This is a genomic window from Acinetobacter lwoffii, assembly GCF_019343495.1.
In the GTDB taxonomy this organism is placed as follows: domain Bacteria; phylum Pseudomonadota; class Gammaproteobacteria; order Pseudomonadales; family Moraxellaceae; genus Acinetobacter; species Acinetobacter lwoffii_P.
Genome location: NZ_CP072549.1, coordinates 783,457 through 806,038, shown reverse-complemented (window position 1 = coordinate 806,038; position 22,582 = coordinate 783,457). Strand labels below are relative to the sequence as shown.

The following is a 22,582-nucleotide window of genomic DNA, read 5'->3' as shown; positions in this document are numbered from 1 at the left end:
GAAGATAAGGACTTTTAGAACGATAAAAAACTTTAAGAAGATAAAATTAGTTTTTTATTAAAATAGGTATATAATAAATAAAATCACTTTATTTTACTATTTTAATAAAATTATGGATCAGTATTGCACACTGCAGATTTATCAGGAAGATGAATGGCTGGATTGCGCTATTGTTGAAATTGTCGGCCAACAACAGACTGGATGGCAAGCAGCCACGCGCACCTCATATCTGTTTGAATATGCTATTTCTTATATGGATCTAAACGATGGGCATGCACTTGCCTATCATTTACCAGTAAATGTGCAAAATACATTGCAATCTACCTGGCCGGCCTTCCTGATGGATTTGTTACCTCAAGGATATGGTCGTAAAGAATTACTCCGTCAGCTTAATTTTTCTGAAAATACTCAGGAACAAGCAGACTGGGCGCTTTTAAAAGCGGGTGCAGGCAATCCGATTGGCAACTTACGGATTAAAGAGGCTTATGAATGGCTACAGGGGCAGTTCCCTGTTCAGCAGAACCATGGCTTTAGTCTAGACCAAGTCGTAGAACGTCAAGAAAAATTTATTGAATCCTTAGCCTCTTATGGACTTTTTATTGCTGGCTCTTCTGGTATTCAGGGCGAGTGGCCAAAATTACTGCTGACCCAAGGTCATGATGACCTGTTCTATCTGGATCACACGCTTAGAGATCATCAGGTCAAACAGCATTGGCTAGTGAAATTCAGCCGTGGCAGCGATCAGAATTTAGATAAAATTTTGATGCACGAAGCCTTATATATGAAAGTTGCCCAGTATCTCGGACTTCGTGTTCATCAGGAACTGGAACTGCATGGCAAGACTTTATTTATTCCCCGATTCGACCGTAAAGTTATTGAGGGGAAGGTTGAAAGAATCGCTCAGGAAAGTATTGCTTCTCTGGGAGGAAAAGCAGGTTTTGGGGTAAGAATGACCCATAACCAGATCTGTAGCCTGTTGATGCAATGCTGTACTGAACCAAAACAGGAAATCTTTGAATATTTGAAGCGTGATCTTGCCAATGTCGCTTTAGGTAATAAGGATAATCATACCCGTAATACAGCGATTCAACGTTTCAATAAAGGAATCATTCAACTAACCCCATTATTTGACTTTGCGCCGATGTGGCTCCATCCAGATGGTATTGCCCGGACTACGCGTTGGGAGCGAGATGATCATGGTGGTATGCCAATTTGGCATTCAGTCATTGAACAGATCGCCGAAAGCACGATGATTGATCCAAAAGAAATCAAAGCGGTGTTAATCGAACAATTACCACTTTATCAGGGATTACTCGAGCACATGCAGTATCTGCAATTGGCACCTGAAATTCTGGAAAATAGCCAGTATCGAATTGATAATATTTGCCAACAATTGGAGGAGCTGAATTATGGATAAACGCTTCAAGCCACTGACTCCGATTCAACAGATGCAAAAGAGATTGTCTGTACTTGAAACCGTCAGTAACAATCCTGACTGGCCTTTTCATCAGGTTGCTCGCTTCATTCGTACCGAGTTGCACCTCACACTCAACGATATGGCTAAAATTACCAAGATTGCTCCCCAGACTCTACAGAAAATGGAACAACCTGAAGGCAATCCAACACTCAAGTCTATGCAGAAATTACTGGATGCTTTTGGTTTAAAGTTAGAAATCAGGGTTAAATCCTGATGATAATCTGATGCTTTAATTGATATTTAGGGGAATTTTAGAGAAGAAGAATGACTTAACAACTGAAAATATGCCCTCCTCCAATCTGTTTATTGAGTCCTTGCTCCATCGCAGGAATCCCGGTTTAAATTAAACGCGGGATTCACTGGAGACTGATATTTTCTCATCAGTTTTTAATGAATACGTTTATTTTCTAAACGTCATTATGAAGAAATATCAACACAGAGATATTTCATTTCAAGGTATTCATCCATACCGAATTTAGACCCTTCACGGCCTAATCCCGATTGCTTGACTCCACCAAATGGCGCAACCTCATTAGAGATAGCTCCGGTATTGATTCCCACCATACCGTATTCTAAGGCTTCACCTACACGCCACTGACGTGCTGTACTTTGGGTAAATACATAGGTAGCCAGACCGAATTCTGTATCGTTCGCCATCTGAATTGCTTCTTCTTCAGTCTTGAAACGGAATAACGGCGCCAACGGTCCAAAAGTTTCTTCTTTTGCCACACGCATCTGCTGAGTAACTTCAGTCAGAAGCGTTGGCTCGAAGAATGTACCGCCCAGATTTGAGCGCTGTCCACCGGTTTTCACCTGTGCACCTTTGCTCACTGCGTCGGCAATATGTGACTGCACTTTTTCGATCGCAGCCTCATCAATTAATGGACCTTGGGTAGAAGCTTCATCACGGCCATCACCGACTTTTAGTTTGGCAACGGCAGCCACCAGTTTTTCTACCAGCGCATCATAAATGCCATCTTGTACATAAATCCGGTTCGCACACACACAGGTCTGTCCACTGTTCCGGAATTTACTCGCCATGATGCCCTGTACCGCCTGTTCGAGATTGGCATCATCAAAGACCAGAACTGGCGCATTGCCACCAAGTTCTAAGGAGAGTTTTTTGATGGTCGGCGCACATTGCTGCATCAGGATACGACCGACTTGAGTTGAGCCGGTAAAGCTTAACTTTTTCACGGTTTCGCTTTCACATAAGACCTGACCCACTGCAACCGCATCACCACTGACATACAGCAATACATCTTGTGGCAAACCTGCGCGCAAGGCCAAAACTTCAAGCGCATAGGCGGTTAAAGGCGTTTGTTCAGCCGGTTTAACCAGCATGGAACAGCCAGCAGCCAGAGCTGGCGCGGCTTTACGGGTAATCATCGCCGCCGGAAAATTCCACGGTGTAATGGCCGCTGTCACCCCAATCGCCTGCTTAATGACCAATAACCGTTGATGGGCAAGCGTTGGAGTCAACACGTCACCATCAATACGGCGTGCCTGCTCAGCAAACCAGCGGATAAAGGAAGCAGCATAACCGATTTCACCCCGTGCCTCAGCCAGTGGCTTGCCCTGTTCAGCAGTCAGGATCTGAGCCAGGGACTCTTTATGTTCCTGCATCAGATTGAACCAGGCCCAAAGCACATCCGCACGTTCAAGTGCTGTCTTGGCTTTCCATGTTTTCTGTGCTTGCTGAGAACGAGCAATTAGCTGTTCTACAGATGCACGGTCATGGGATTTTACCCAGGCCAAAGTGGCTTGGGTTGATGCATCGTTGACTTCAATATATTCACCCGTGGCAGGCTGATCGAAGCTGATATCAGGATGCTGTAATAAATCTCTATATTGCGCTTGAAGCATGATCATTACTCTTTCATTAGGCTGCGACAGACAGTGCAAACCCTTGTTTCAAGATGGCCAATCCCGCACGGAACTGTTCTGCCGGAATCGTGAGTGGGTATAGGAAACGGATTACATTACCATAACGACCACAGGTCAGGATTAACAGACCATTTTGCATGGCATGGTTTTGTACAGCTTTTGCCTGTTCCGCAGTTTCCAGCTCAACCGCCACCATTGAACCCAGTGCACGAATATCTTTAACCATGCTAGAAGACATTTTCAGTTCATGTAAAACATCAACCAGTTCTGCGCCTAGATCATTTGCTCTCTCACAAAGACCTTCTTCTTCAATGATATCCAGTACCGCATGGGCAGCCGCGACAGCAACCGGGTTACCTGCATAAGTGCCGCCCAATCCACCTGGATTTGGTGCATCCATGACTTCAGCACGACCTACAACGCCTGAGATCGGGAAACCGCCGCCCAGACTCTTGGCCATCGTGATCAGGTCTGGCTTGGTCTCATAATAATCCATCGCAAACAGTTTACCTGTACGTGCGAAACCAGACTGTACTTCATCAGCAATCAGTAAAATGCCGTTTTGATCGCATAGTACACGCAAGCGTTTCAGGAATTCTGCAGGCACCACATTAAATCCGCCTTCGCCTTGTACAGGCTCAAGCACAATCGCTGCTACGTCATGCGCAGCAATATCTTCTGCGAAAATGTCTTCGATGCTTTGAATTGCATCATCAACACTAATGCCTTTGGATTCCACCGGATAACGGGCATGGAAAACACCACCAGGCATCACCCCAAAGTCGCGTTTATAAGGTGCAGTTTTACCGGTCATGGCCATCGTCATGAATGAGCGGCCATGAAAACCATTGCCAAAAGTCACGATGCCATGACGGCCAGTATGGGCACGGGCAATTTTAACTGCATTTTCGACAGCTTCAGCACCCGTTGAAAAGAAGGAGGTTTTTGCAGCACCCTGGATAGGAGCACGTGCATTGATACGTTCTGCCAGAGCAACGTAGCTCTCGTATGGTACAACCTGATAAGCCGTATGGGTAAATTTGGTTAATTGTTCAGTGACCGCAGCAATAATTTTAGGGTGGCGATGGCCAGTATTCAGTACGGCGATTCCGCCCGCAAAGTCGATATATTGATTGCCTTCTGCATCCCAGATGGTCGAATTTTCTGCTTTCTCTGCGTACCATTGACACATGACCCCAACACCACGTGGTGTCGCCTGCTGTTTACGTGCATTCAGTGCTGAGTGTTTACTGTCCATTTTGTATCCTCATTCTTGATTCATACGTTGTAAATTTTGCTATCCGGATCTTGGGATAGAAATTTGCCAAAGACTGGCTGATATGGTTCATTTTGCGCTTTTATACGTATGAGACGAGAGCCACTTTGCAGCAGATAGAAGGAGCCAATTGATCTATTTAAAACGAGTAAAATAGTCAAAATATAAAATTATTTTATTTATAAACAATTATTTATATTTGCACTAAAAATTGGCTCCTTTTTAAATAAAGAAGCCAATTTAAAAATCCATTGCAAAAATTTAGGATGGGTAATAATCAACTAAATCCAGTCGGTTTAATCAATTAATCTATGGTGCAAAAACTTCGATTAACCCGGATAGATCCCGCGTTCCTGACGTGCCATTAAAATACGTTCACAAGCCAGAATATAAGCGGCTGTACGCAAAGAACATCCGGCCTGAACTGCTTTTTGCCATACATCCTGTACCGCATTTTTCATGCTGGCATCCATACGCTGGTTAATCTCTTCCTCAGTCCAGAAGTAGCTGGCCAAATCCTGAACCCATTCAAAATAGCTGACCGTCACGCCACCCGCATTGCAGATTACGTCTGGCACCACGGTAATATGACGTTCACTCAGAATTTCATCGGCCTCAGTCAATGTTGGACCATTGGCACCTTCTAGAATCATTTTGGTCTGAATATTTTGCGCGACCTGAATATTAATCACACCTTCCAGCGCTGCCGGAATAAAGACTTCGGCGGGAATGGTCCAGAAAGCTGATGCAGAAATTTCATCGTTGGTAGAAAATCCCTGAATTTTATGGTGGGTATTTGAGTATTCAAGCAGCTTTTTAATATTAATCCCCTCTTCTTGATACAGGGTGGCAGAATGGTCCTGAACACAGATCACTTTGCTGCCATTTTCCTGGAAAAGCAGCGCAGCTTCACTCCCGACATTACCGAAACCCTGTACACAGACCCGGGCATCTTTTAAATCCATACCAATTTGCTGGGCAACTTCACGACCGCTAATAAACACACCACGGCCTGTGGCTTTACTGCGGCCTAAAGACCCCCCTAAATGAACCGGCTTTCCGGTCACTACACCAGTAATCGTAGAACCCGCATTCATGGAAAACGTATCCATCATCCAGGCCATGATTTGCGGATTGGTTCCAACATCCGGCGCCGGAATATCTTTTTGCGGTCCAATAATTAAATTGATTTCTGCCGTATAACGTCGGGTCAAGCGTTCCAGTTCGCGTTTGGAAAGCTGGCTCGGATCGACTCGCACACCGCCTTTGGCTCCACCAAAAGGTAAATTTAGAGCAGCACATTTGATTGTCATCCAGGCTGACAGAGCCATCACCTCATCCAAATTGACATCTGGATGAAAACGCACGCCGCCTTTGCCTGGACCGCGAGTTAAATTGTGCTGAACACGATAGCCTTCAAAATGCTGAACCGTACCATCATCCATGATGACCGGAACATCGACAATCAAACTGCGCTTTGGGCGTCGCAGCATGTCCAGTCGTTCACTCAGCTCACCCAGATAAGGCGCTACTTTATCCAGTTGCTTAAGATAATTGTTCCAGGCCGTTGTACCTTGCTCGGTATAGGTCAATCCTTTCATCATCATGTTCATTCTATGATCCTTTTGTTATATGCAGTCGTATGTCCTGGCGGCTGCAACACATCTCTATTCGGCTGTTATGGCAATCATTGCTTGATTCAGGTCTTAGTTCAGCGAGCTCCAAACAAAATCAGTGTCTAGATTTTCCGCTTTAGTTTTAATCGGTATCTGTGTATATTGCCTGCCCGCCTGTATGCTCGCATTCAAGCCGCAGGTACATGATCAAAACGCATACAAGACACTTTACAATGACTGCCTGATCAGACTATTTTGCACCTAGCAATACCGCTCTCACGAGAGCCATTTCAAATTTGTAGGAGAGAGCCAATTGCGTAGCTTGCTTGGAGATTATTTACTGCAGCGATTGCAGCAAGATGTCACAGGAACATTACAGATGCGCCTGTTCCGCTGCTTGCGTAACGCGATTATTGATAGCGTATTGGCTCCCAAAACCCGCTTGCCTGCATCACGTGATCTGGCTAAAGAGATTCAGGTATCGCGTAATACGGTGTTAAATGCCTATGAACAATTACAGGCACAGGGTTATGTTGATGCCCGTACCGGTCAAGGTACCTGGGTAGTAGAGAAATTACCCGAATCCTTTTTGGTGAAGGCAGAACAGAATTCTCCTGCCGTTGCAGAAAAAAAAGCACAGCAAAATTATAATCTGTCGCAACGCGGTTCTTACTTGCTCGGCTATTCCGCGGCTTCGCCTTATCAATGGGGAGCCTTTGTACCGGGCGCACCCGATGTAACCGAATTTCCGCATCATATTTTCAGCAAAATCCAAACGCGTTTGAGCCGTGAACCTCAAGTTAACAACCTGATTTACAGCAATGCCGGTGGCTCCCTAGAACTGCGTCAGGAGCTGGCAGAATATCTGAAAATTGCCCGTTCAGTGCAGTGCGATGCTGATCAGATCATTATTACCGAAGGCACCCATCAGGCGATTGATTTGGTCTCGCGTACTTTAAGCGACATAGGCGATGAGGTCTGGATCGAAGATCCAGCCTATTGGGGCGCGCGTAATATTTTACGAATTAATGGCGTCAATCTACGTTCCTTACCGGTGGATCAGGAAGGGATTATTCCCGATCTGCATCCCAAGAAACCACCTAAACTGATTTTTGTGACGCCGTCGCATCAGTATCCTTTGGGCTCACATTTAAGTTTGGAACGGCGCAAACAGTTAATTGCACTCGCACGCCAACACAATAGCTGGATTGTTGAAGATGATTATGACAGTGAGTTCAGGTTCTCGGGCCAGCCCTATCCTTCTTTACAAGGTTTGGAGCCAGATTCTCCGGTGATTTATATGGGGACGTTTAGTAAGACCATTTATCCGGCTCTGCGCATTGGCTATTTAGTGGTACCAAAACAGCTGTTTTCTTCATTGCGAATTGTGGCCTCGGAACTTTATCGTGGTGGTCACTTAATCGATCAGCAAACACTGGCTGAATTTATCCGTGAAGGACATTATGAGGCGCATATCCGACGGATGCGTTTATTGTATGGCAAACGCCACGCTTTTTTAATTGACCTGATTCGCCGACATTTAGGTGAAGATTTTCTGCATGAATACAATACCGCCGCCGGTTTGCATCTGATTTTAAAATTGCCGAGCAGCAGTGATGATGTCTTGATTGCATCCAAAGCGCTTGAACTGGGAATCAAGGTCAGAGCCTTATCGCAATACTATACCAAACATTATTCCACCCGGCAGAAAGGATTATTACTGGGCTTTGCCTGTGTGAGTGAACAGGAAATTCTGGTGGCTTTCGGGATGTTGTTAAAGTGCTTGCGTGAGCATGGAATTCGCACTTTAACTTAGTAAAAAGTTAAGGATCAATACAATTATATTTTTATAATCAAAAAGCTTTTATTTATTTTTAAGAGAAAAGTAAAAGCTGCTGTTAGCCTGATATTTTAGGTAGGCTTTATTTTTCTGTAAATATGGCCTGCTTATATTTTTTATCTCTTAAGCCAATTGGCTCCTTTGAATTGCTCAAAAATGGCTCTCGTCACTTTATAACAAAAAAGAGAAATTAACCGCATACATGAACAGCATGTAACCGTACTTTAATCAAAGTGTGATCCTGTCTATAGGGCTACAAGGATTTATTTTGTTAAGATTAACTTAATATTGGTCAAGCACTGATGAATTCGGTTACAGTTTCAAAGGATAAGATAGCGTAAGCCAAATAAGGAATTTTATTGCCGCTACGCTATTGATATTAAGGGAAATTATATGGCAGAACATCAACATTTCTCCAATTCCGAATCATCAAACGGCTTAAAAAACGGACTTAAATCACGCCATCTCACCATGATTTCAATTGCCGGTGTCATTGGTGGAGCACTCTTTGTCGGCTCCGGTAATGTCATCTATTCTGCAGGACCGGCTGCACTCATTGCCTATACTCTAGGTGGAATATTAGTTTTACTCATCATGCGTATGCTGGGAGAAATGGCGGTACTGAATCCCGACAGTGGTTCATTTTCAACCTATGCGGATCGTGGAATCGGGCGCTGGGCTGGATTTTCTATCGGCTGGTTATACTGGTCTTTCTGGACGTTGCTCATGGGCTGGGAAGCCTTTGTTGCCGGGAAAATCCTAAATAGCTGGTTTCCATTTATCCCGATCTGGGGCTATATGCTTCTGGTCACTGTAGCACTGGTCTGGATTAATCTCCGTGACGTAAAAAACTTTGGTGAATTCGAGTTCTGGTTTGCCCTGATCAAAGTTATTGCCATTGTACTGTTTCTGGTGTTTGGTAGTTTGGCCGTGATGCACCTGTGGCCTTGGGGCGATGCCTCTATGCTCGGTGGTACAACTCATCTAACCGCTCAAGGCTTTATGCCTAATGGGTTTTCATCGGTGATCACGGCCTTATTGGGTGTAATGTTTGCTTATATGGGAGCAGAGATTGTCACCGTAGCAGCAGCTGAAACCAAAGATCCAGCCAAGGAAATTCGTAAGGCCGCTAATTCAATTGTATGGCGTATCATTTTATTCTATGTCGGTTCAATGTTGATTACGGTTTGCCTGATTCCACACAATAATCCTTTATTGAAAGATCCGACCTGGGGTACGTATAGCGTAGCGCTTACTGCACTCGGTATTCCAGAAGCACGCCATATTGTTAATTTTGTCGTGCTCACCTCGGTATGTAGCTGCTTTAACTCCGCACTTTATACCTGTTCACGCATGGTCTATTCCCTCTCGAAACGTGGAGATGCACCAAAGAGTTTCGGTTTAACCAACCGCAATAACAGCCCATGGGTAGGTGTCATCTTTTCAAGCCTGTTTTCTTTCGTGGCGATTTATCTGACTGCCACCGAAAGTATGAATATTTATGATGTCTTGATGTTAGCGACTGGTACCGTATCTTTATATGTCTATCTTGCTATTGCCATTTCTCAGCTTAAGTTACGTAAAAAACTGGAAGCTGAAGGACAAAATATTCCATTCAAGATGTGGTTATTCCCATGGCTCACTTATCTGGTCATTATCTTTATTGTCGGCGCTTTAATTACCATGATTATTGAAGGAACCTATTTTAAAGAAGTGGTTTATACCAGTGTGCTTGCATTATTTATTGTGGGCTTAGGCATCTGTGCACAAAAGTTTAACTGGGGTAAAGCCTCAGCCAAAAAGGAAAAGGCAGCACAGGCCAGAATTAATTTAAGTGATAATCTTTAATTTATTTCTATAGAAATTTTTTAAACACATCAGAATGAATAAATAAATGGAGAGTTAAAAAACTCTCCATTTATTTTATATACAAGCCCAGTAAAAAAGGCCTATGTATGTCTAGATTTTAAATCTCCGTTGATACCTCACCTTTCCTAATCAAATTTCACCTTTCAAGACCACCTCAGCTATCAAAGTGTAGCCAGAAGCTGTTTCATCAGCTTTTTCTGTTCTGGTTGCTCAACCTGATCCGTTTCAACGAATAATTGATAAATCTCGAATACATTCTGTTATGAAATGTTGAGTCCAGCCTCATTTTGCCTAAAAGCTTCTAATATATTTTTTCTTATATGGCCACAATCATTGGAATTGGAAAAGATATGAATCATTATCCTGAAACCCCAGCTTCAACTGAAACACAAGACCATCAACCGGGTGTGCAAACCAAAATGGACCCTGCACCGGAAATTATTAAACCGCATTATAAAGGCAGTGAAAAATTAAAAGGCAAAGTTGCCTTGATTACTGGTGGTGATAGCGGAATTGGCCGTTCTGTATCGGTCTTATTTGCTCGCGAAGGTGCCGATATTGCCATTTGCTATTTGGATGAAGATCAGGATGCACGGGACACCAAAAAAATGGTGGAAGATGAAGGCCGCCGTTGTCTGCTGATTCAATGTGATTTACAAGATCAAGATGAAATCAAGAAAATGGTGGAAAAGACCCTTCAGGAATTTAAAACGATTAATATTCTGGTCAATAATGCCGGGGTTCAATACCCTCAAGAAAGTATTGCCGATATCTCGCCCGAGCAATTACTTAAAACATTTAATGTTAATATTCTGTCGATGTTCCACCTGACTCAGGCGGTGATTCCGCATATGCAAGCAGGTGACAGCATTATCAATACCACCAGTATTACCAGTTATCACGGACATGACCAGTTGATTGACTATGCAAGTACCAAAGGTGCCATCACCACATTTACCCGAAGCCTTTCCACCAATTTATTGAAAAATAAAACCGGCATTCGTGTCAATGGAGTCGCGCCAGGTCCAATCTGGACACCATTGATTCCGAGCAGTTTTGATTCCGATCAGCTTAAAGATTTTGGTAAAAGTACCCCAATGGGCCGCATGGGCCAGCCAAGTGAAGTAGCACCGGCGTATTTATTTCTGGCCAGTGAAGAAGCCAGCTATATTTCAGGTCAGGTGATTCATGTGAATGGCGGCAGTATTATTAACGGCTAATCAAGCAAAGAAGATGATGGTTCTAGATGACCGTTATCTTCATCTCCCTGATTTCAGGCCCATATATTTTTAAGAAATATTTTTAAAAATCAATGTATAAAACATTTTCTAGATTCTATTTTTCTTTTATAAAATAAGTCAAACAAATACTTACCTGCATAGAAACCAGCCCTTGTTATAGTAATTTAAGCCAAACCTGATGAGGATATTAAGATGCCTAGAGGTGACAAATCAGCCTATACCGATAAGCAAAAACGGCAGGCCGAACATATTGAAGAAAGCGAAAAAAAACGTGGTCATTCTGAGGAAGAAGCCGAACGTATTGCCTGGTCGACGGTCAATAAACAAGATGGTGGCGGCAAGAAAAAGAAAACGTCCCACTAAATAGAATTCATGTCGATGAAAGTATGGGACAGATACAAAGACCCTCTATAATGTAATTATAGAGGGTCTTTGACCATCAGGCTCAAGTAATATTTTCGATACGCTGCTGAGTCCATGCTGGCCAGATCTTTCGCAAGGTCTTTTCAAATTTTGCATTCTCAGTTCGCCATTGTGGATTTTTGTCTTTATCAATAATCAGCGCACGAACCCCTTCAATAAAGTCGCCCTGCTCTAACCAGACATCCTGCAAGTCCCGTTCCAGTTGCATACATTTTTCTAGCGACAAATTCTGTCCGGCTTGCTGTAACTTCAGGCTGGTTTGCTTGGCCATAACCGGACGTTGCTGCAAAATTGCCAGCATTTTACTAGCCCATTCCTGATCGGTTGAATTACTTGTATGAGCAAGGCTCTGTTCAATCTCCTTGAGGTTTGGATAGCCAAAATGCTGATTAATCAGATCTGCACGTTTTTGCAGCTCGCTTTCTACCGGATGCGTAATATAGCCACTAATGATTTTCTGGATTTCAATCGAATTTAACACAGGCGCAGTAATCAACGCTGCTTCCAATTCAGCAAAACGCTCACTCGGCACATGATAATCCACCAGATCGAGATACAAGGCATCACTGCTACTGATCTGCTCCCCGGTCAAAGCCATATAGACACCGACTTCATCCAGTCGGGACAGGAAATGGGTGGCTCCAACATCTGGGAAAAAACCAATTGCGGTTTCGGGCATGGCAAAACGTGATTTTTCACTCGTAACTTTGATATGACAGGCTTGAGCGAGGCCAAAGCCTCCGCCCAGTACATAGCCATCCATCATCACGATCACGGCCTTTGGAAAATTACGCAAGGTGCTCAGCATCTTATATTCAGTGGCAAAAAAATCCTGATATTGGGTATTGCCGGCCTGATAGCTGTCATACAGATAGCGGATGTCGCCTCCAGCACAGAACGCCTTGGGACTGTTGGAATTTATCAGGATGGCTTGCACTTCTGGATCATGGCACCACTGATCGAGTTGCGCCTGAATGCCTTGGATCATTGGCAGGGTTAAGGCATTTAAATGGCTGGTGCGGTCCAGGCTGATAATGCCCAGACCCCCTGCGACCCGTATCGCTAAATTATTTTCATCACTCATTTTATTTTCCTATTTTTGTTTTATTGATGGGTAAATTTGGCTGGGCGTTTTTCTACAAAGGCCTGCATGCCTTCTTTTTGATCGGAACCGGCAAAAATCGAATGGAAAACCCGGCGTTCAAAGCGCAGGCCTTCAGCCAGGCTCACTTCAAAGGCCCGATTAATTGATTCTTTAATCATCATCACGGCAGTAAGCGACTTTTCAGCAATTTTCTCGGCAGCTTGCAGGGTTTGTTCCAGCAATTCTTCCTTGGCAAAAACCCGAGCGACCAAACCACTTTGTTCCGCTTCCTGCGCCCCCATCTGCCGTGCAGTCAGGCACATTTCCATGGCTTTGGCCTTACCAATCGCCAAGGTTAAACGCTGGGTCCCGCCAATGCCGGGCAACACGCCTAAGGTAACTTCGGGCAAACCAAATTTTGCATTATCAGCGCAGTAAATAAAGTCGCACATTAAAGCCAGTTCGCAACCACCACCCAAAGCATAACCACTCACTGCGGCAATTAAAGGTTTACGACGCTGCGCAATTCGATCGGCCAGACTGAAAAAATCATCCAGATAAATTTGCGGAAAATTCAGATCTGCCATTTCTTTAATATCGGCACCAGCGGCAAAGGCTTTTTCCGAACCGGTAATCACAATACAGCCAATTGCCGGATCTTTTTCCAGCTGATCCAGTGCCTGATTGACTTCAACAATCAGCTGGTTATTCAGTGCATTTAACGCTTGTGGGCGGTTTAAAGTAATTAGGCCGACCCCGTTACGCTGTTCGAGTAAAATCGTTTGCCATTGCATGAGATAAATCCTTTTAAAATTAGAGGCTGCGTGCAATCACCAAGCGCTGAATATCGCTGGTGCCTTCATAAATCTGACAAATCCGCGCATCCCGATAAATCCGCTCAATCGGGAAATCTTTGAGATAACCGTAGCCGCCAAAAATCTGCAGCGCTTTGGAGCAGACACGTTCTGCCATTTCTGAAGCAAATAGCTTGGCCATGGAGGCTTCGGTTAAACAGGCTTCACCGGCTTCTTTTTTGCGTGCTGCAAAATGTACCAGTTGCCGTGCCGCTTCAATTTCAGTCGCCATACTGGCCAACCTGAAAGAAATCGCCTGCTGTTCAAAAATAGGTTTGCCAAAAGCCACGCGGTCGTGCGCATAAACAGTGGCTTCTTCCAATGCGGCACGTGCCAAGCCAACCGCCTGTGCGGCAATACCGATCCGCCCGCCTTCCAGATTGGCCAAGGCGATTTTTAAACCTTCGCCTTCGGCACCGAGTCTTAAACTTTCATGAATGCGGACATCGGTTAAGGCAATCTGACAGGTATCCGAAGCATGCAGGCCGAGTTTTTCTTCCACCCGAATCACTTCATAGCCAGGTGTGTCGCGCGGCACTAAAAATGCACTCATGCCTTTTTTGCCCGCGCCTGGATCAGTCACGGCAAACACAATAATCATCCCGGCATTGTGGCCAGAAGTAATAAACTGTTTGGCGCCATTGATGATGTAATGATCGCCGTCCTTGACCGCCCGGGTTTTAATCGCGGCAGCATCCGATCCGGTATGTGGTTCGGTTAAGGCAAAGGCACCAATCATTTCACCTTGGGCCAAAGGCTTTAGAAATTGCTGCTTTTGCTGTTCCGTGCCGAACTTGAAAATCGGCACACAACCCACCGAGTTATGTACGCTCATAATCGCGGATGTTGCACCATCAGCCGCAGCGACTTCTTCTAAGGCCAAGACATAAGCCAGCGTGCCTGTGCCCGAACCGCCCCATTCCTCGGGAATCAGCATCCCCAGAAAACCCAGCTCTCCCATTTGAGCCAAGGCATCTTTGGGAAAGATGCCTTTTTGATCCCACTCGCCGGCAAAGGGTTTAATCTGTTCCTGGGCGAAGCTTTTGGCCATATCCTGAATCAGGTGTTGTTCTTCCGTTAATTGCATCGATGCTTCCTTCAATCTCTTTATTTAATCTTCTTATTCAATCTGTTGGCTTTATGAGCTTATGCAGTTTTGGATTGCTGCTTGTTGATTTCCTGATTGCGCAGTAAAAAGCGTTGAATTTTACCGCTTGGGGTTTTCGGCAATTCGGTCACAAATTCAATCAGACGCGGATAGGCATGCGCAGATAAACGCTTTTTCACAAATTGACCCAGCTCTTCCTGCAGCTCGGCAGTTGCAGGAGAATGACCAGCCAGAATCACAAAGGCTTTAATGATTTCGGTCCGCTCGGGATCCGGTACGCCAATCACCGCCGCTTCAATCACGGCATCGTGTTCCAGCAAGGCACTTTCCACATCAAACGGCCCCACCCGATAGCCCGAGGTAGTAATGACATCATCACTACGTCCCACAAAACTCATACTGCCATCGGCATGAATTTCCGCGGTATCTCCGGTTAAATAGTAGTGGCCGACAAAGGGAGATTTACGGCTTTCTTCATAGCCAGAGAACCACATCATCGGAGATTGGCTGATATCAACCGCTAAGATTCCCGGGACGTCAGCTGCTAATTCATGCCCCTGTTCATCGACAACGGCAATTCGGTAACCCGGGCTGGCAAAGCCTGCCGAACCTGAACGGACCGGATGTTCCAAAGCATGATGATTACACACCACCATCCCGACTTCGGTCTGGCCATAATGGTCATAAATCGGCACATCTAGCACCTCTTTAAACCAGCGGATCACTTCCGGATTTAACGGTTCTCCCGCACTGCTGACAACACGTAACTTACCGCGTAGTTTTGCCATTTGAGCAGGATCGGCCGCCATCATCATGCGATAAGCAGTCGGTGCACCAGCCAGATTGGTAATGCCATATTCCTTAACAATTTCGCAGACACTTTCGGCATTAAAACCGCCTTCATAAAACAAGGTCGAGTGTCCAAGCATTAAGGGACCAATAATCGCGTAATATAAACCGTAGGCCCAGCCAGGATCAGCAATATTCCAGAAAGCATCTTCAGGAGTCAGACCAATGGCATTTTGCATATAGCTTGCAAAAGCAATCAGCGCTTTCAACGGGACTTTAAGTGGTTTCGCTGGTCCAGTAGTACCGGAGGTAAACATCAACAAAAAAGGATCATTAACATTCAGGATTTCCAGCTCACAAGCTTCAGCCTGACGGTTTAATACCGTCCAGAAGCTGAGGTCGTGCGGATAGCGATCTGCCTCAGTTTCGGCATGTACCGTCACAATCGCCGGGCAGTTGCTGATCTCGGATAATTTCTCTCGATTCGCCAGATCAGTCATCACCAGCTTGCTTTGCGCCAGCTGAATGCGATGTTCAATAGCTTTAGGCCCAAAGGCCGTAAATAAGGGTTGATAGACAGCACCAATCCGCCAGGTCGCTAAAATGGTAATGATCAGCTCTGGGGTACGTGGTAATAGTCCGGAAACACGATCACCTTTACCAATGCCTTGAGACTTTAGAAAGTTGGCAAACTGGCTGGAATATTTTTTGAGCTCGGCAAAGCTATATTGTTCTTTACGGCCATCTTTACCATGCCAGTACAAGGCAATGGCATCGGAATTGGCATGACGGTCACAGCATTCATAACAGGCATTTACTGCCTGCATTGAACCGGAGAGATACTGACTTGCAACCGTGTTTAAATCAAAGTCTTGAACCGTTGTTTGATAATCTAACATGTTAAACCTCAGCCTGAATTTATCGTTATTAATGACAAGGTGTGTAGTTATTGAAGCGAATCCTTGCTCCATCTGAATATTTTAGGTTTTAAGCAGGTGGCATGGTGTATTGATGCATGATGCTGGAGAAGTCCAGATGGGCATCGCCTTCCTGACAGAGCTGTTGATAGAGTTTCTGTACCATGCTGCCGAGTACCACCGGCTGATCCACCTGTTGTGCTGCATCGACAGCCAGACCCAAATCCTTGAGCATCAGTTGTGCAGCAAAACCGTCGGTATAACCCCGCGATGACGGCGCATTGGCACAAATATCGGGCCATGGATTATAAATTTCAGAACTCCAGCAGCGTCCGGTGGAACTGTTGATCACGCCAGCCAGAGCCTTTGGATCAATACCCAGTTTGGCTCCTAGCGCCATTCCTTCTGCAACGGCAGTCATGGAAATGCCCAGAATCAGATTATTACAGATTTTTGCCACCTGTCCGGTTCCCACCGCACCACAGTGCACCAGATTTTTACCCATACAATCAAGAACCGGTTTGACAGCTTCGAAAGTAGCCTCATCTGCACCGACCATAAAGGTCAGGGTTCCATCTTTAGCACCTAAAGTACCGCCAGATACAGGTGCATCACAGACGCGAATCTGTTTGGCTTGCGCTGCTGCGGCAACCTCCTGAATGGTTTGCGGATCAATGGTGCTGCTGTCGATACACAAACTGCCCGATTGAAGTACCTCTAAAATACCATTTTCACCTAAATAGACTTCACGCACATGCTTGGCTGCGGGCAACATACTGACCACGATCTCCGCCTGCTTCGCGGCAGCTTGTGGACTGTCGCAGACGATACCGCCCACTTCTGCAAAATGCTGTAAAGCCACTGCACTTAAGTCATAACCAAAAACTTGATGACCCGACTTGAGCAGGTTTTGCGCCATGGAACCGCCCATGTTGCCTAAACCGATAAATGCAATCTTCATGCTGATGCTCCTTAACGCAGACTGATTGTGGTATTGACACCAGTGGTTTCCTGGTCATCTTCAAACCAGCGGCTGGTAATGGTTTTGGTCTGGGTATAGAACTGCACCGCCTGTTTGCCATAAGGACCGAGATCACCCAGTTTTGAACCGCGTGAACCGGTAAAACTGAAGAAAGGTACAGGTACAGGAATTGGAATGTTAATGCCCACCTGACCGATATCAATCTGGTTCTGGAAGGTACGTGCCGTATTGCCATTTTGGGTAAACAGTCCAACGCCATTACCAAACGGATTGGCATTAATCAGTGCAATCGCCTGTTCCAAAGTATCGACATGCATGATCGCCAGTACCGGACCAAATACTTCTTCTTTATAAATGCGCATATCGGTCGTGACCTGATTAAAAATCGTTGGTCCGACAAAATTACCCTGTTCATAGCCTGGAACCTGCACATCACGGCCATCCAGCAGCATTTCAGCACCCTGTTCAACACCACTGTTAATTAAATCGATGACACGCGATTTGGCACGGGTTGAAATCACTGGTCCAACATCGGTATTCGGTTCATGCCCGGCATTTACCTTTAAGGTTTTGGTTTTATTGACCAGTTCATCGACCCAGTGCTTGGTCTCACCGACCATTACCGCCACGGAAAGTGCCATACAACGTTGACCTGCTGCGCCAAAAGCTGCACCGACCAAGGCATTTAAGGTCTGTTCTTTATTCGCATCTGGCATCACCACCACATGGTTTTTGGCGCCCATCATCGATTGCACACGCTTGCCGTGTTGGCCTGCAAGGTTATAGACATGCGTGCCGACTGCAGTCGAACCGACAAAAGAAATCGCCTTGATATCACGATGGGTACACAGTAGATCGACCACTTCTTTGCCGCCATGTACCACATTCAGTACGCCTGCCGGCACACCTGCCTGAATCGCTAACTCAACCAGCATCATGGTCGATAGTGGATCCTGTTCAGAAGGCTTTAAGACAAAAGTATTGCCGCAGACAATCGCCATCGGGAACATCCACAGTGGAATCATCGCCGGAAAGTTAAACGGGGTAATTCCTGCACAGACACCCAAGGGTTGCTGCAAAGTATAGGTATCGACACCGCGTGCCACACCTTCAATATACTCGCCCATTTGTAGGGAACCGATCGAACAGGCATGCTCCACCACTTCTAAACCACGCTGGATATCACCTTCGGCATCGGCCAGGGTTTTGCCCTGTTCCGCCGTTAAGACTCGGGCGATACTTTTTAGGTTTGTACGAATCAGATCCTGCAGTTTCAGCATGATTCGCATACGTGCCTGGATCGGGGTCTGGCGCCAGCTGGCAAATGCATTTTGTGCAGCAGCAATGGCGGCATTAACTTCTTCTGCGGTAGCAAAAGGCACTTGGCCCAAGATTTCCTGAGTGGCAGGATTAACAATATCTTGCCAATGGCTGGTTCTTGATTCGACAAATTCACCATTAATGAGGAGTTTTGCGGTGGTGAATCCGGTACTTTGCTGTGGATGAGAAATGGCGTTCATGGTCGCTCCGTGCTGGTTTGTTATTGTCGTTGTATCTGCCTTTACTGGCTTTTATTTAACGTATAATTTTTACGCTGTTTCAGCAGACTAACAAAGAACACTTTGACCACCAATAGAAATTGGTGCACGATGGTTGTGCAAATATGCACAGGAATTTAACAGGATGTTAAATAAAAAATGAAAGTAGATTGGGATCATTTACGCTTTTTTTTAGTTTTGGCGCGTGCTAAAACACTCACCAACGCAGCACGCTTAATCGGGGTTGAACATAGCACCGTAGCGCGGCGGATTCAGGCCCTGGAAAGTACTTTAGGTACGCAACTGTTTAAGCGCGAAGCCACCGGTTATGAACTAACCTCGGAAGGTCTGGCACTGGTGCCGCGTGTGGAACAGATGGAACAGTCCTTTATCCAGATTGACAAGCGCCATGATCCCTTGCAAGGTCGGGTCCGGATTGGTGCGCCAGAAGGTTTTGGCACGGCATTTTTAGCTCGTCTTTTGGCAGAATTTTCCCAGCATTATCCTTTGCTGACCATTGACCTGATTCCGGTACCGAAAGCGATCAAACTTTCACATCGAGAAGCCGATATTGTGATCGCGATTGACCGGCCCAAATCTGGTCCGTATATCATTACTCGTTTGTCTAATTACTGTTTAAAGCTATATGGCAGCCAGCATTATTTACAGCAAAATCCGGAAATTAAAAAACTGGAAGACCTCCAGCAGCACCGTTTTGTCGATTATATTGATGATCTGGTCTATAGCACTGCACTATATTCGCTAGAGCGTCTTCCCTTGCAGGTCAGTGCCTGTTTTCGCAGTAACAGCATTCTGGCGCAGGAAATTGCGGTTCGTGCAGGCGCTGGACTGGCCATTTTGCCGAAATTTCTGGTCAATGATAAAAATGAACTGAAAGAGGTGCTGGGTCAGCAGCTCAGTTTTACCCACACTTTCTGGATGCTGACGCTAGTCGATCTTCAACATGAACCAAAAATAAAACTGGTCTGGGATTTCTTGCGTAAACAAGCTGATCTTCAGCAAGACCTGTTAATGGGCAGATGAGTATTGAACATACTGTTCACTTTGCAAGGCTATGCACCTTAGTTAAATCAACTGAAACAACAACGTATCGATACAGCAAATGAACGTATCACAACACTTCTGAAGTCCGTGACTTGTTAAATTAACAGTCGATCATTCGCAATGTTTAACGAGCTACAGGAAAATAATATGAAAATCTTGATGGTACTGACTTCACATGACCAGCTGGGTGATACTGGCAAAAAAACCGGCTTCTGGCTGGAAGAACTGGCTGCACCCTATTACACCTTTGTTGATGCAGGCGCAGAGGTAGTTTTGGCATCTCCTGCAGGTGGTCAGCCACCACTAGATCCGAAAAGTAATGAGCCGGATGCGCAAACCGAAACCACCAAACGCTTTGAAGCAGATGAAGTGGCCATGCAGGCACTTGCCAATACGCATAAACTGAGTGAAGTCTTAAATCAGGATTTTGATGCTGTATTCTATCCGGGTGGTCATGGACCACTATGGGATTTGGCCAAAGACCAGAATTCCATTTCTTTAATTGAGCAAACCTTGCAGGCAGATAAACCTGTTGCGCTGGTCTGTCATGCTCCGGGTGTCCTGCGTGATGTAAAAGATGCCAAAGGCCATTCGATTGTAGAGGGCAAGACAGTCACCGGTTTCAGTAATACCGAAGAAGACGGTGTGGGTTTGACAGACATCGTTCCGTTTTTAGTTGAAGACATGCTGAAAGAAAAAGGTGGGAAATATTCTAAAACTGAGGACTGGCAGGTATACGTGCAACAAGATGGTCTGCTCATTACTGGACAAAACCCCGCCTCTTCTGCTGCAACGGCTGAAGCTTTATTAAAATTATTAAAGTAGAAGTTAATCTAAAATTCGTATTAACCCTTTAGATCGCTTCTTTTTGAATAAGAAAAACCCTGAATGATGCAAGATTATTCAGGGTTTAATTTGTATATATTCAGAGATTTAGTTTACTTCAACTGCCATTGAGGCAATATGCTGTGCCAGTAATTCTCTGAGTTTGAATTTCTGGATTTTTCCGGATGGCGTCATCGGAATATCCTCCCAGATCTCCAGGCGTTCCGGCAGATACTGCATGGCCAGATTATGAGTTTTCAGGAAATCTACCAGCTCGTTAAAACTTAACGGCTTTGTCTGATCTTTCAGTTTGATGATTGCACAGGCACGCTCGCCCATTCGTTCATCTGCATAAGCCACTAAAGCCACTGTTGCAATATTCGGATGCTTATAAAGTAGTGATTCAATTTCCGCGACCGGAATATTTTCCCCGCCCCGAATAATCACATCCTTCTTACGTCCGCAAATCCGGATGTAACCCTGCTCATCCTGATAGGCAATATCGCCAGTATCAAACCAGCCTTCAGTATCTGTATCGTTCAAATGTGGACGTTTTAAATAACCGCCAAAATTTGAACAGGTGTGGATCATCAAACGACCGGATTCATTCACGGCTTTGGTCTGACCTTTTTTATCCACGATCTTGATTTCCACGCCTGGCAAAGCGATGCCATCAGTATTGAAAGAGCGCTCATCTTCATCTTCAGGTCGGGTCAGTGTCACCGCACCACATTCGGTCATACCCCAAGCGGATATGACTTTAACACCCAGAATTTCCCGGGCTTTTTGTACCAATGGTCCCGGAATTGGCGCACCAGCACAAAGGAAAATTTTCAGTGAATCGACTTTGTCATGCTGTTCAGCCACAGTATTGGACAGGTCGTTCAAAAATGGCGTTGAAGCCATGGTGAAATTCACCTGATGCTGATGAATCAAGTCTACTGCTTTGGAGACATCCCAGACATCCTGTAATACCACTTTGGTATTGAGCTGAATCGGCATCATCAGGCCATACATAAATCCGGTCTGATGCGCCATCGGTGACGCCATCAATACCACATCATTTTCAGTTAAATGCAAACGCTCTGCATAAGGCACAATATTGGAAAACAAGGTATTAGCGGTATGCATCACGCCTTTCGGTTCACCTGTAGTGCCCGAGGTAAAGATCAGTTGGGTAATATCATCCGGGCCAGATTCCAGCCCATCTAGTGCAACAACGGCTGCAGCATTCTGTTCCAGACCATGGTTGAGTAACAGGCGATCAAAATTATTCTCGCCTTCACCATTTACTACGACGACATGTTGCAGGGTGTCCAGCTTGCTTTGTAGCTGATTGGCCAACTGTTCATGGCTAAAATTGCGGAAAGTTTTAGGCACTACAAAAACTTTAGATTCACCATGTTTCAGCATGAATTCCAGTTCACGCTCACGGAATATCGGCATGAGTGGATTCAATACGGCGCCAATACGGCTACAAGCCAGGTAAAGCAAGGTAAATTCCCACCAGTTCGGTAACTGGCAAGACACCACATCATTTTTTTCAACACCCAGCTGTTTCAGACCCAAGGCAATTTTATTGGTCATGTCCCAAAGTTGCTGATAGCTGAAAGTCTGTTCAGTTTGATTCTCGACCTTAACGCTTACTAAAGCTATTTTATCCGGATTCTTTTCTACGGCGCTACGTAAAAAATCAAGAATCATTTGATTTAACCAGTATCCCTGTTTGAGCATGGCCTCTTTTCTGGCCGGGATCAGAACCGCATCGAAATCCATTCGCTTACTCCTCAT

General features: G+C 45.2%; 18 protein-coding genes. 8 read left to right on the top strand and 10 right to left on the bottom strand.

Annotated features, from left to right (window positions below):
- Positions 1-112: 112 nt before the first annotated feature.
- Both J7649_RS03750 and J7649_RS03745 read left to right on the top strand, forming a co-directional pair.
- A complete protein-coding gene (locus tag J7649_RS03750; protein WP_191112352.1) occupies positions 113-1,417 on the top strand; it encodes a type II toxin-antitoxin system HipA family toxin in 1,305 nt (434 codons plus the stop codon).
- A complete protein-coding gene (locus tag J7649_RS03745) occupies positions 1,410-1,691 on the top strand; it encodes a helix-turn-helix domain-containing protein (RefSeq protein ID WP_004280265.1) in 282 nt (93 codons plus the stop codon). The genes J7649_RS03750 and J7649_RS03745 overlap by 8 nt, the downstream gene beginning before the upstream one ends.
- 203 nt (positions 1,692-1,894) lie before the next feature.
- Here the strand turns inward: J7649_RS03745 and J7649_RS03740 are convergent, their stop codons facing one another.
- From J7649_RS03740 to J7649_RS03730, 3 genes are all read right to left on the bottom strand, one after another.
- Positions 1,895-3,343 carry an NAD-dependent succinate-semialdehyde dehydrogenase gene (locus tag J7649_RS03740; protein WP_219310045.1) on the bottom strand — a complete coding sequence of 483 codons (1,449 nt, stop codon included), beginning with the start codon at positions 3,341-3,343 and terminating at the stop codon, positions 1,895-1,897.
- A gap of 16 nt (positions 3,344-3,359) precedes the next feature.
- Positions 3,360-4,622, bottom strand: coding sequence for a 4-aminobutyrate--2-oxoglutarate transaminase (gabT, locus tag J7649_RS03735; RefSeq protein ID WP_005246377.1), 1,263 nt, complete (start codon positions 4,620-4,622; stop codon positions 3,360-3,362).
- Between the two features lie 347 nt (positions 4,623-4,969).
- A complete protein-coding gene (locus J7649_RS03730; protein WP_228738674.1) occupies positions 4,970-6,241 on the bottom strand; it encodes a Glu/Leu/Phe/Val family dehydrogenase in 1,272 nt (423 codons plus the stop codon).
- A 328-nt stretch (positions 6,242-6,569) separates the two neighbouring features.
- Between J7649_RS03730 and pdxR the strand changes: the two genes are divergently transcribed.
- The 4 genes from pdxR (at position 6,570) to J7649_RS03710 (ending at position 11,569) form a co-directional block, all read left to right on the top strand.
- Positions 6,570-8,072, top strand: coding sequence for a MocR-like pyridoxine biosynthesis transcription factor PdxR (gene pdxR, locus J7649_RS03725; protein ID WP_219309440.1), 1,503 nt, complete (start codon positions 6,570-6,572; stop codon positions 8,070-8,072).
- A 417-nt stretch (positions 8,073-8,489) separates the two neighbouring features.
- Complete coding sequence (locus tag J7649_RS03720) at positions 8,490-9,944, top strand: amino acid permease (protein ID WP_004280273.1); 1,455 nt, start codon at positions 8,490-8,492, stop codon at positions 9,942-9,944.
- Positions 9,945-10,315: 371 nt separating this feature from the next.
- Positions 10,316-11,185 carry an SDR family oxidoreductase gene (locus tag J7649_RS03715; protein ID WP_219309439.1) on the top strand — a complete coding sequence of 290 codons (870 nt, stop codon included), beginning with the start codon at positions 10,316-10,318 and terminating at the stop codon, positions 11,183-11,185.
- A 213-nt stretch (positions 11,186-11,398) separates the two neighbouring features.
- Positions 11,399-11,569, top strand: coding sequence for a hypothetical protein (locus J7649_RS03710; RefSeq protein ID WP_180038848.1), 171 nt, complete (start codon positions 11,399-11,401; stop codon positions 11,567-11,569).
- Positions 11,570-11,651: 82 nt separating this feature from the next.
- On the opposite strand, the gene J7649_RS03705 is transcribed toward J7649_RS03710, so the two are convergent.
- The 6 genes from J7649_RS03705 to J7649_RS03680 form a co-directional block, all read right to left on the bottom strand.
- Positions 11,652-12,713, bottom strand: a complete 1,062-nt coding sequence (locus tag J7649_RS03705; protein ID WP_219309438.1) for an enoyl-CoA hydratase/isomerase family protein — start codon at positions 12,711-12,713, stop codon at positions 11,652-11,654.
- 20 nt (positions 12,714-12,733) lie between these two features.
- The gene (locus tag J7649_RS03700; RefSeq protein ID WP_004646938.1) at positions 12,734-13,507 is read right to left on the bottom strand and encodes an enoyl-CoA hydratase; all 774 of its coding nucleotides are present in this window, start codon (positions 13,505-13,507) and stop codon (positions 12,734-12,736) included.
- A gap of 19 nt (positions 13,508-13,526) precedes the next feature.
- Positions 13,527-14,654 carry an acyl-CoA dehydrogenase family protein gene (locus tag J7649_RS03695; RefSeq protein ID WP_004646940.1) on the bottom strand — a complete coding sequence of 376 codons (1,128 nt, stop codon included), beginning with the start codon at positions 14,652-14,654 and terminating at the stop codon, positions 13,527-13,529.
- Positions 14,655-14,713: 59 nt separating this feature from the next.
- Positions 14,714-16,363, bottom strand: a complete 1,650-nt coding sequence (locus tag J7649_RS03690; protein WP_219309437.1) for an AMP-binding protein — start codon at positions 16,361-16,363, stop codon at positions 14,714-14,716.
- Positions 16,364-16,451: 88 nt separating this feature from the next.
- Positions 16,452-17,342 carry a 3-hydroxyisobutyrate dehydrogenase gene (mmsB, locus tag J7649_RS03685; protein WP_219309435.1) on the bottom strand — a complete coding sequence of 297 codons (891 nt, stop codon included), beginning with the start codon at positions 17,340-17,342 and terminating at the stop codon, positions 16,452-16,454.
- Positions 17,343-17,353: 11 nt separating this feature from the next.
- Positions 17,354-18,883, bottom strand: a complete 1,530-nt coding sequence (locus J7649_RS03680) for a CoA-acylating methylmalonate-semialdehyde dehydrogenase (protein ID WP_219309434.1) — start codon at positions 18,881-18,883, stop codon at positions 17,354-17,356.
- 177 nt (positions 18,884-19,060) lie between these two features.
- Between J7649_RS03680 and J7649_RS03675 the strand changes: the two genes are divergently transcribed.
- Positions 19,061-19,945, top strand: a complete 885-nt coding sequence (locus J7649_RS03675) for a LysR family transcriptional regulator (RefSeq protein WP_180087019.1) — start codon at positions 19,061-19,063, stop codon at positions 19,943-19,945.
- A 168-nt stretch (positions 19,946-20,113) separates the two neighbouring features.
- Positions 20,114-20,791: a type 1 glutamine amidotransferase domain-containing protein gene (locus tag J7649_RS03670; RefSeq protein WP_219309433.1), complete on the top strand. Its 678-nt coding sequence runs from the start codon at positions 20,114-20,116 to the stop codon at positions 20,789-20,791.
- A gap of 108 nt (positions 20,792-20,899) precedes the next feature.
- On the opposite strand, the gene aliA is transcribed toward J7649_RS03670, so the two are convergent.
- Complete coding sequence (gene aliA / locus J7649_RS03665; protein WP_219309432.1) at positions 20,900-22,567, bottom strand: cyclohexanecarboxylate-CoA ligase; 1,668 nt, start codon at positions 22,565-22,567, stop codon at positions 20,900-20,902.
- Positions 22,568-22,582: the final 15 nt, after the last annotated feature.

What these genes read in the sequence shown, in the direction of transcription:
- J7649_RS03750 (WP_191112352.1), top strand. Translation starts at nt 113, where the DNA reads ATGGATCAGTATTGCACACTGCAGATTTATCAGGAAGATGAATGGCTG.
- J7649_RS03745 (WP_004280265.1), top strand. Translation starts at nt 1,410, where the DNA reads ATGGATAAACGCTTCAAGCCACTGACTCCGATTCAACAGATGCAAAAG.
- J7649_RS03740 (WP_219310045.1), bottom strand. Translation starts at nt 3,343, where the DNA reads ATGCTTCAAGCGCAATATAGAGATTTATTACAGCATCCTGATATCAGC.
- gabT (WP_005246377.1), bottom strand. Translation starts at nt 4,622, where the DNA reads ATGGACAGTAAACACTCAGCACTGAATGCACGTAAACAGCAGGCGACA.
- J7649_RS03730 (WP_228738674.1), bottom strand. Translation starts at nt 6,241, where the DNA reads ATGAAAGGATTGACCTATACCGAGCAAGGTACAACGGCCTGGAACAAT.
- J7649_RS03720 (WP_004280273.1), top strand. Translation starts at nt 8,490, where the DNA reads ATGGCAGAACATCAACATTTCTCCAATTCCGAATCATCAAACGGCTTA.
- J7649_RS03715 (WP_219309439.1), top strand. Translation starts at nt 10,316, where the DNA reads ATGAATCATTATCCTGAAACCCCAGCTTCAACTGAAACACAAGACCAT.
- J7649_RS03710 (WP_180038848.1), top strand. Translation starts at nt 11,399, where the DNA reads ATGCCTAGAGGTGACAAATCAGCCTATACCGATAAGCAAAAACGGCAG.
- J7649_RS03705 (WP_219309438.1), bottom strand. Translation starts at nt 12,713, where the DNA reads ATGAGTGATGAAAATAATTTAGCGATACGGGTCGCAGGGGGTCTGGGC.
- J7649_RS03700 (WP_004646938.1), bottom strand. Translation starts at nt 13,507, where the DNA reads ATGCAATGGCAAACGATTTTACTCGAACAGCGTAACGGGGTCGGCCTA.
- J7649_RS03695 (WP_004646940.1), bottom strand. Translation starts at nt 14,654, where the DNA reads ATGCAATTAACGGAAGAACAACACCTGATTCAGGATATGGCCAAAAGC.
- J7649_RS03690 (WP_219309437.1), bottom strand. Translation starts at nt 16,363, where the DNA reads ATGTTAGATTATCAAACAACGGTTCAAGACTTTGATTTAAACACGGTT.
- mmsB (WP_219309435.1), bottom strand. Translation starts at nt 17,342, where the DNA reads ATGAAGATTGCATTTATCGGTTTAGGCAACATGGGCGGTTCCATGGCG.
- J7649_RS03680 (WP_219309434.1), bottom strand. Translation starts at nt 18,883, where the DNA reads ATGAACGCCATTTCTCATCCACAGCAAAGTACCGGATTCACCACCGCA.
- J7649_RS03675 (WP_180087019.1), top strand. Translation starts at nt 19,061, where the DNA reads ATGAAAGTAGATTGGGATCATTTACGCTTTTTTTTAGTTTTGGCGCGT.
- J7649_RS03670 (WP_219309433.1), top strand. Translation starts at nt 20,114, where the DNA reads ATGAAAATCTTGATGGTACTGACTTCACATGACCAGCTGGGTGATACT.
- aliA (WP_219309432.1), bottom strand. Translation starts at nt 22,567, where the DNA reads ATGGATTTCGATGCGGTTCTGATCCCGGCCAGAAAAGAGGCCATGCTC.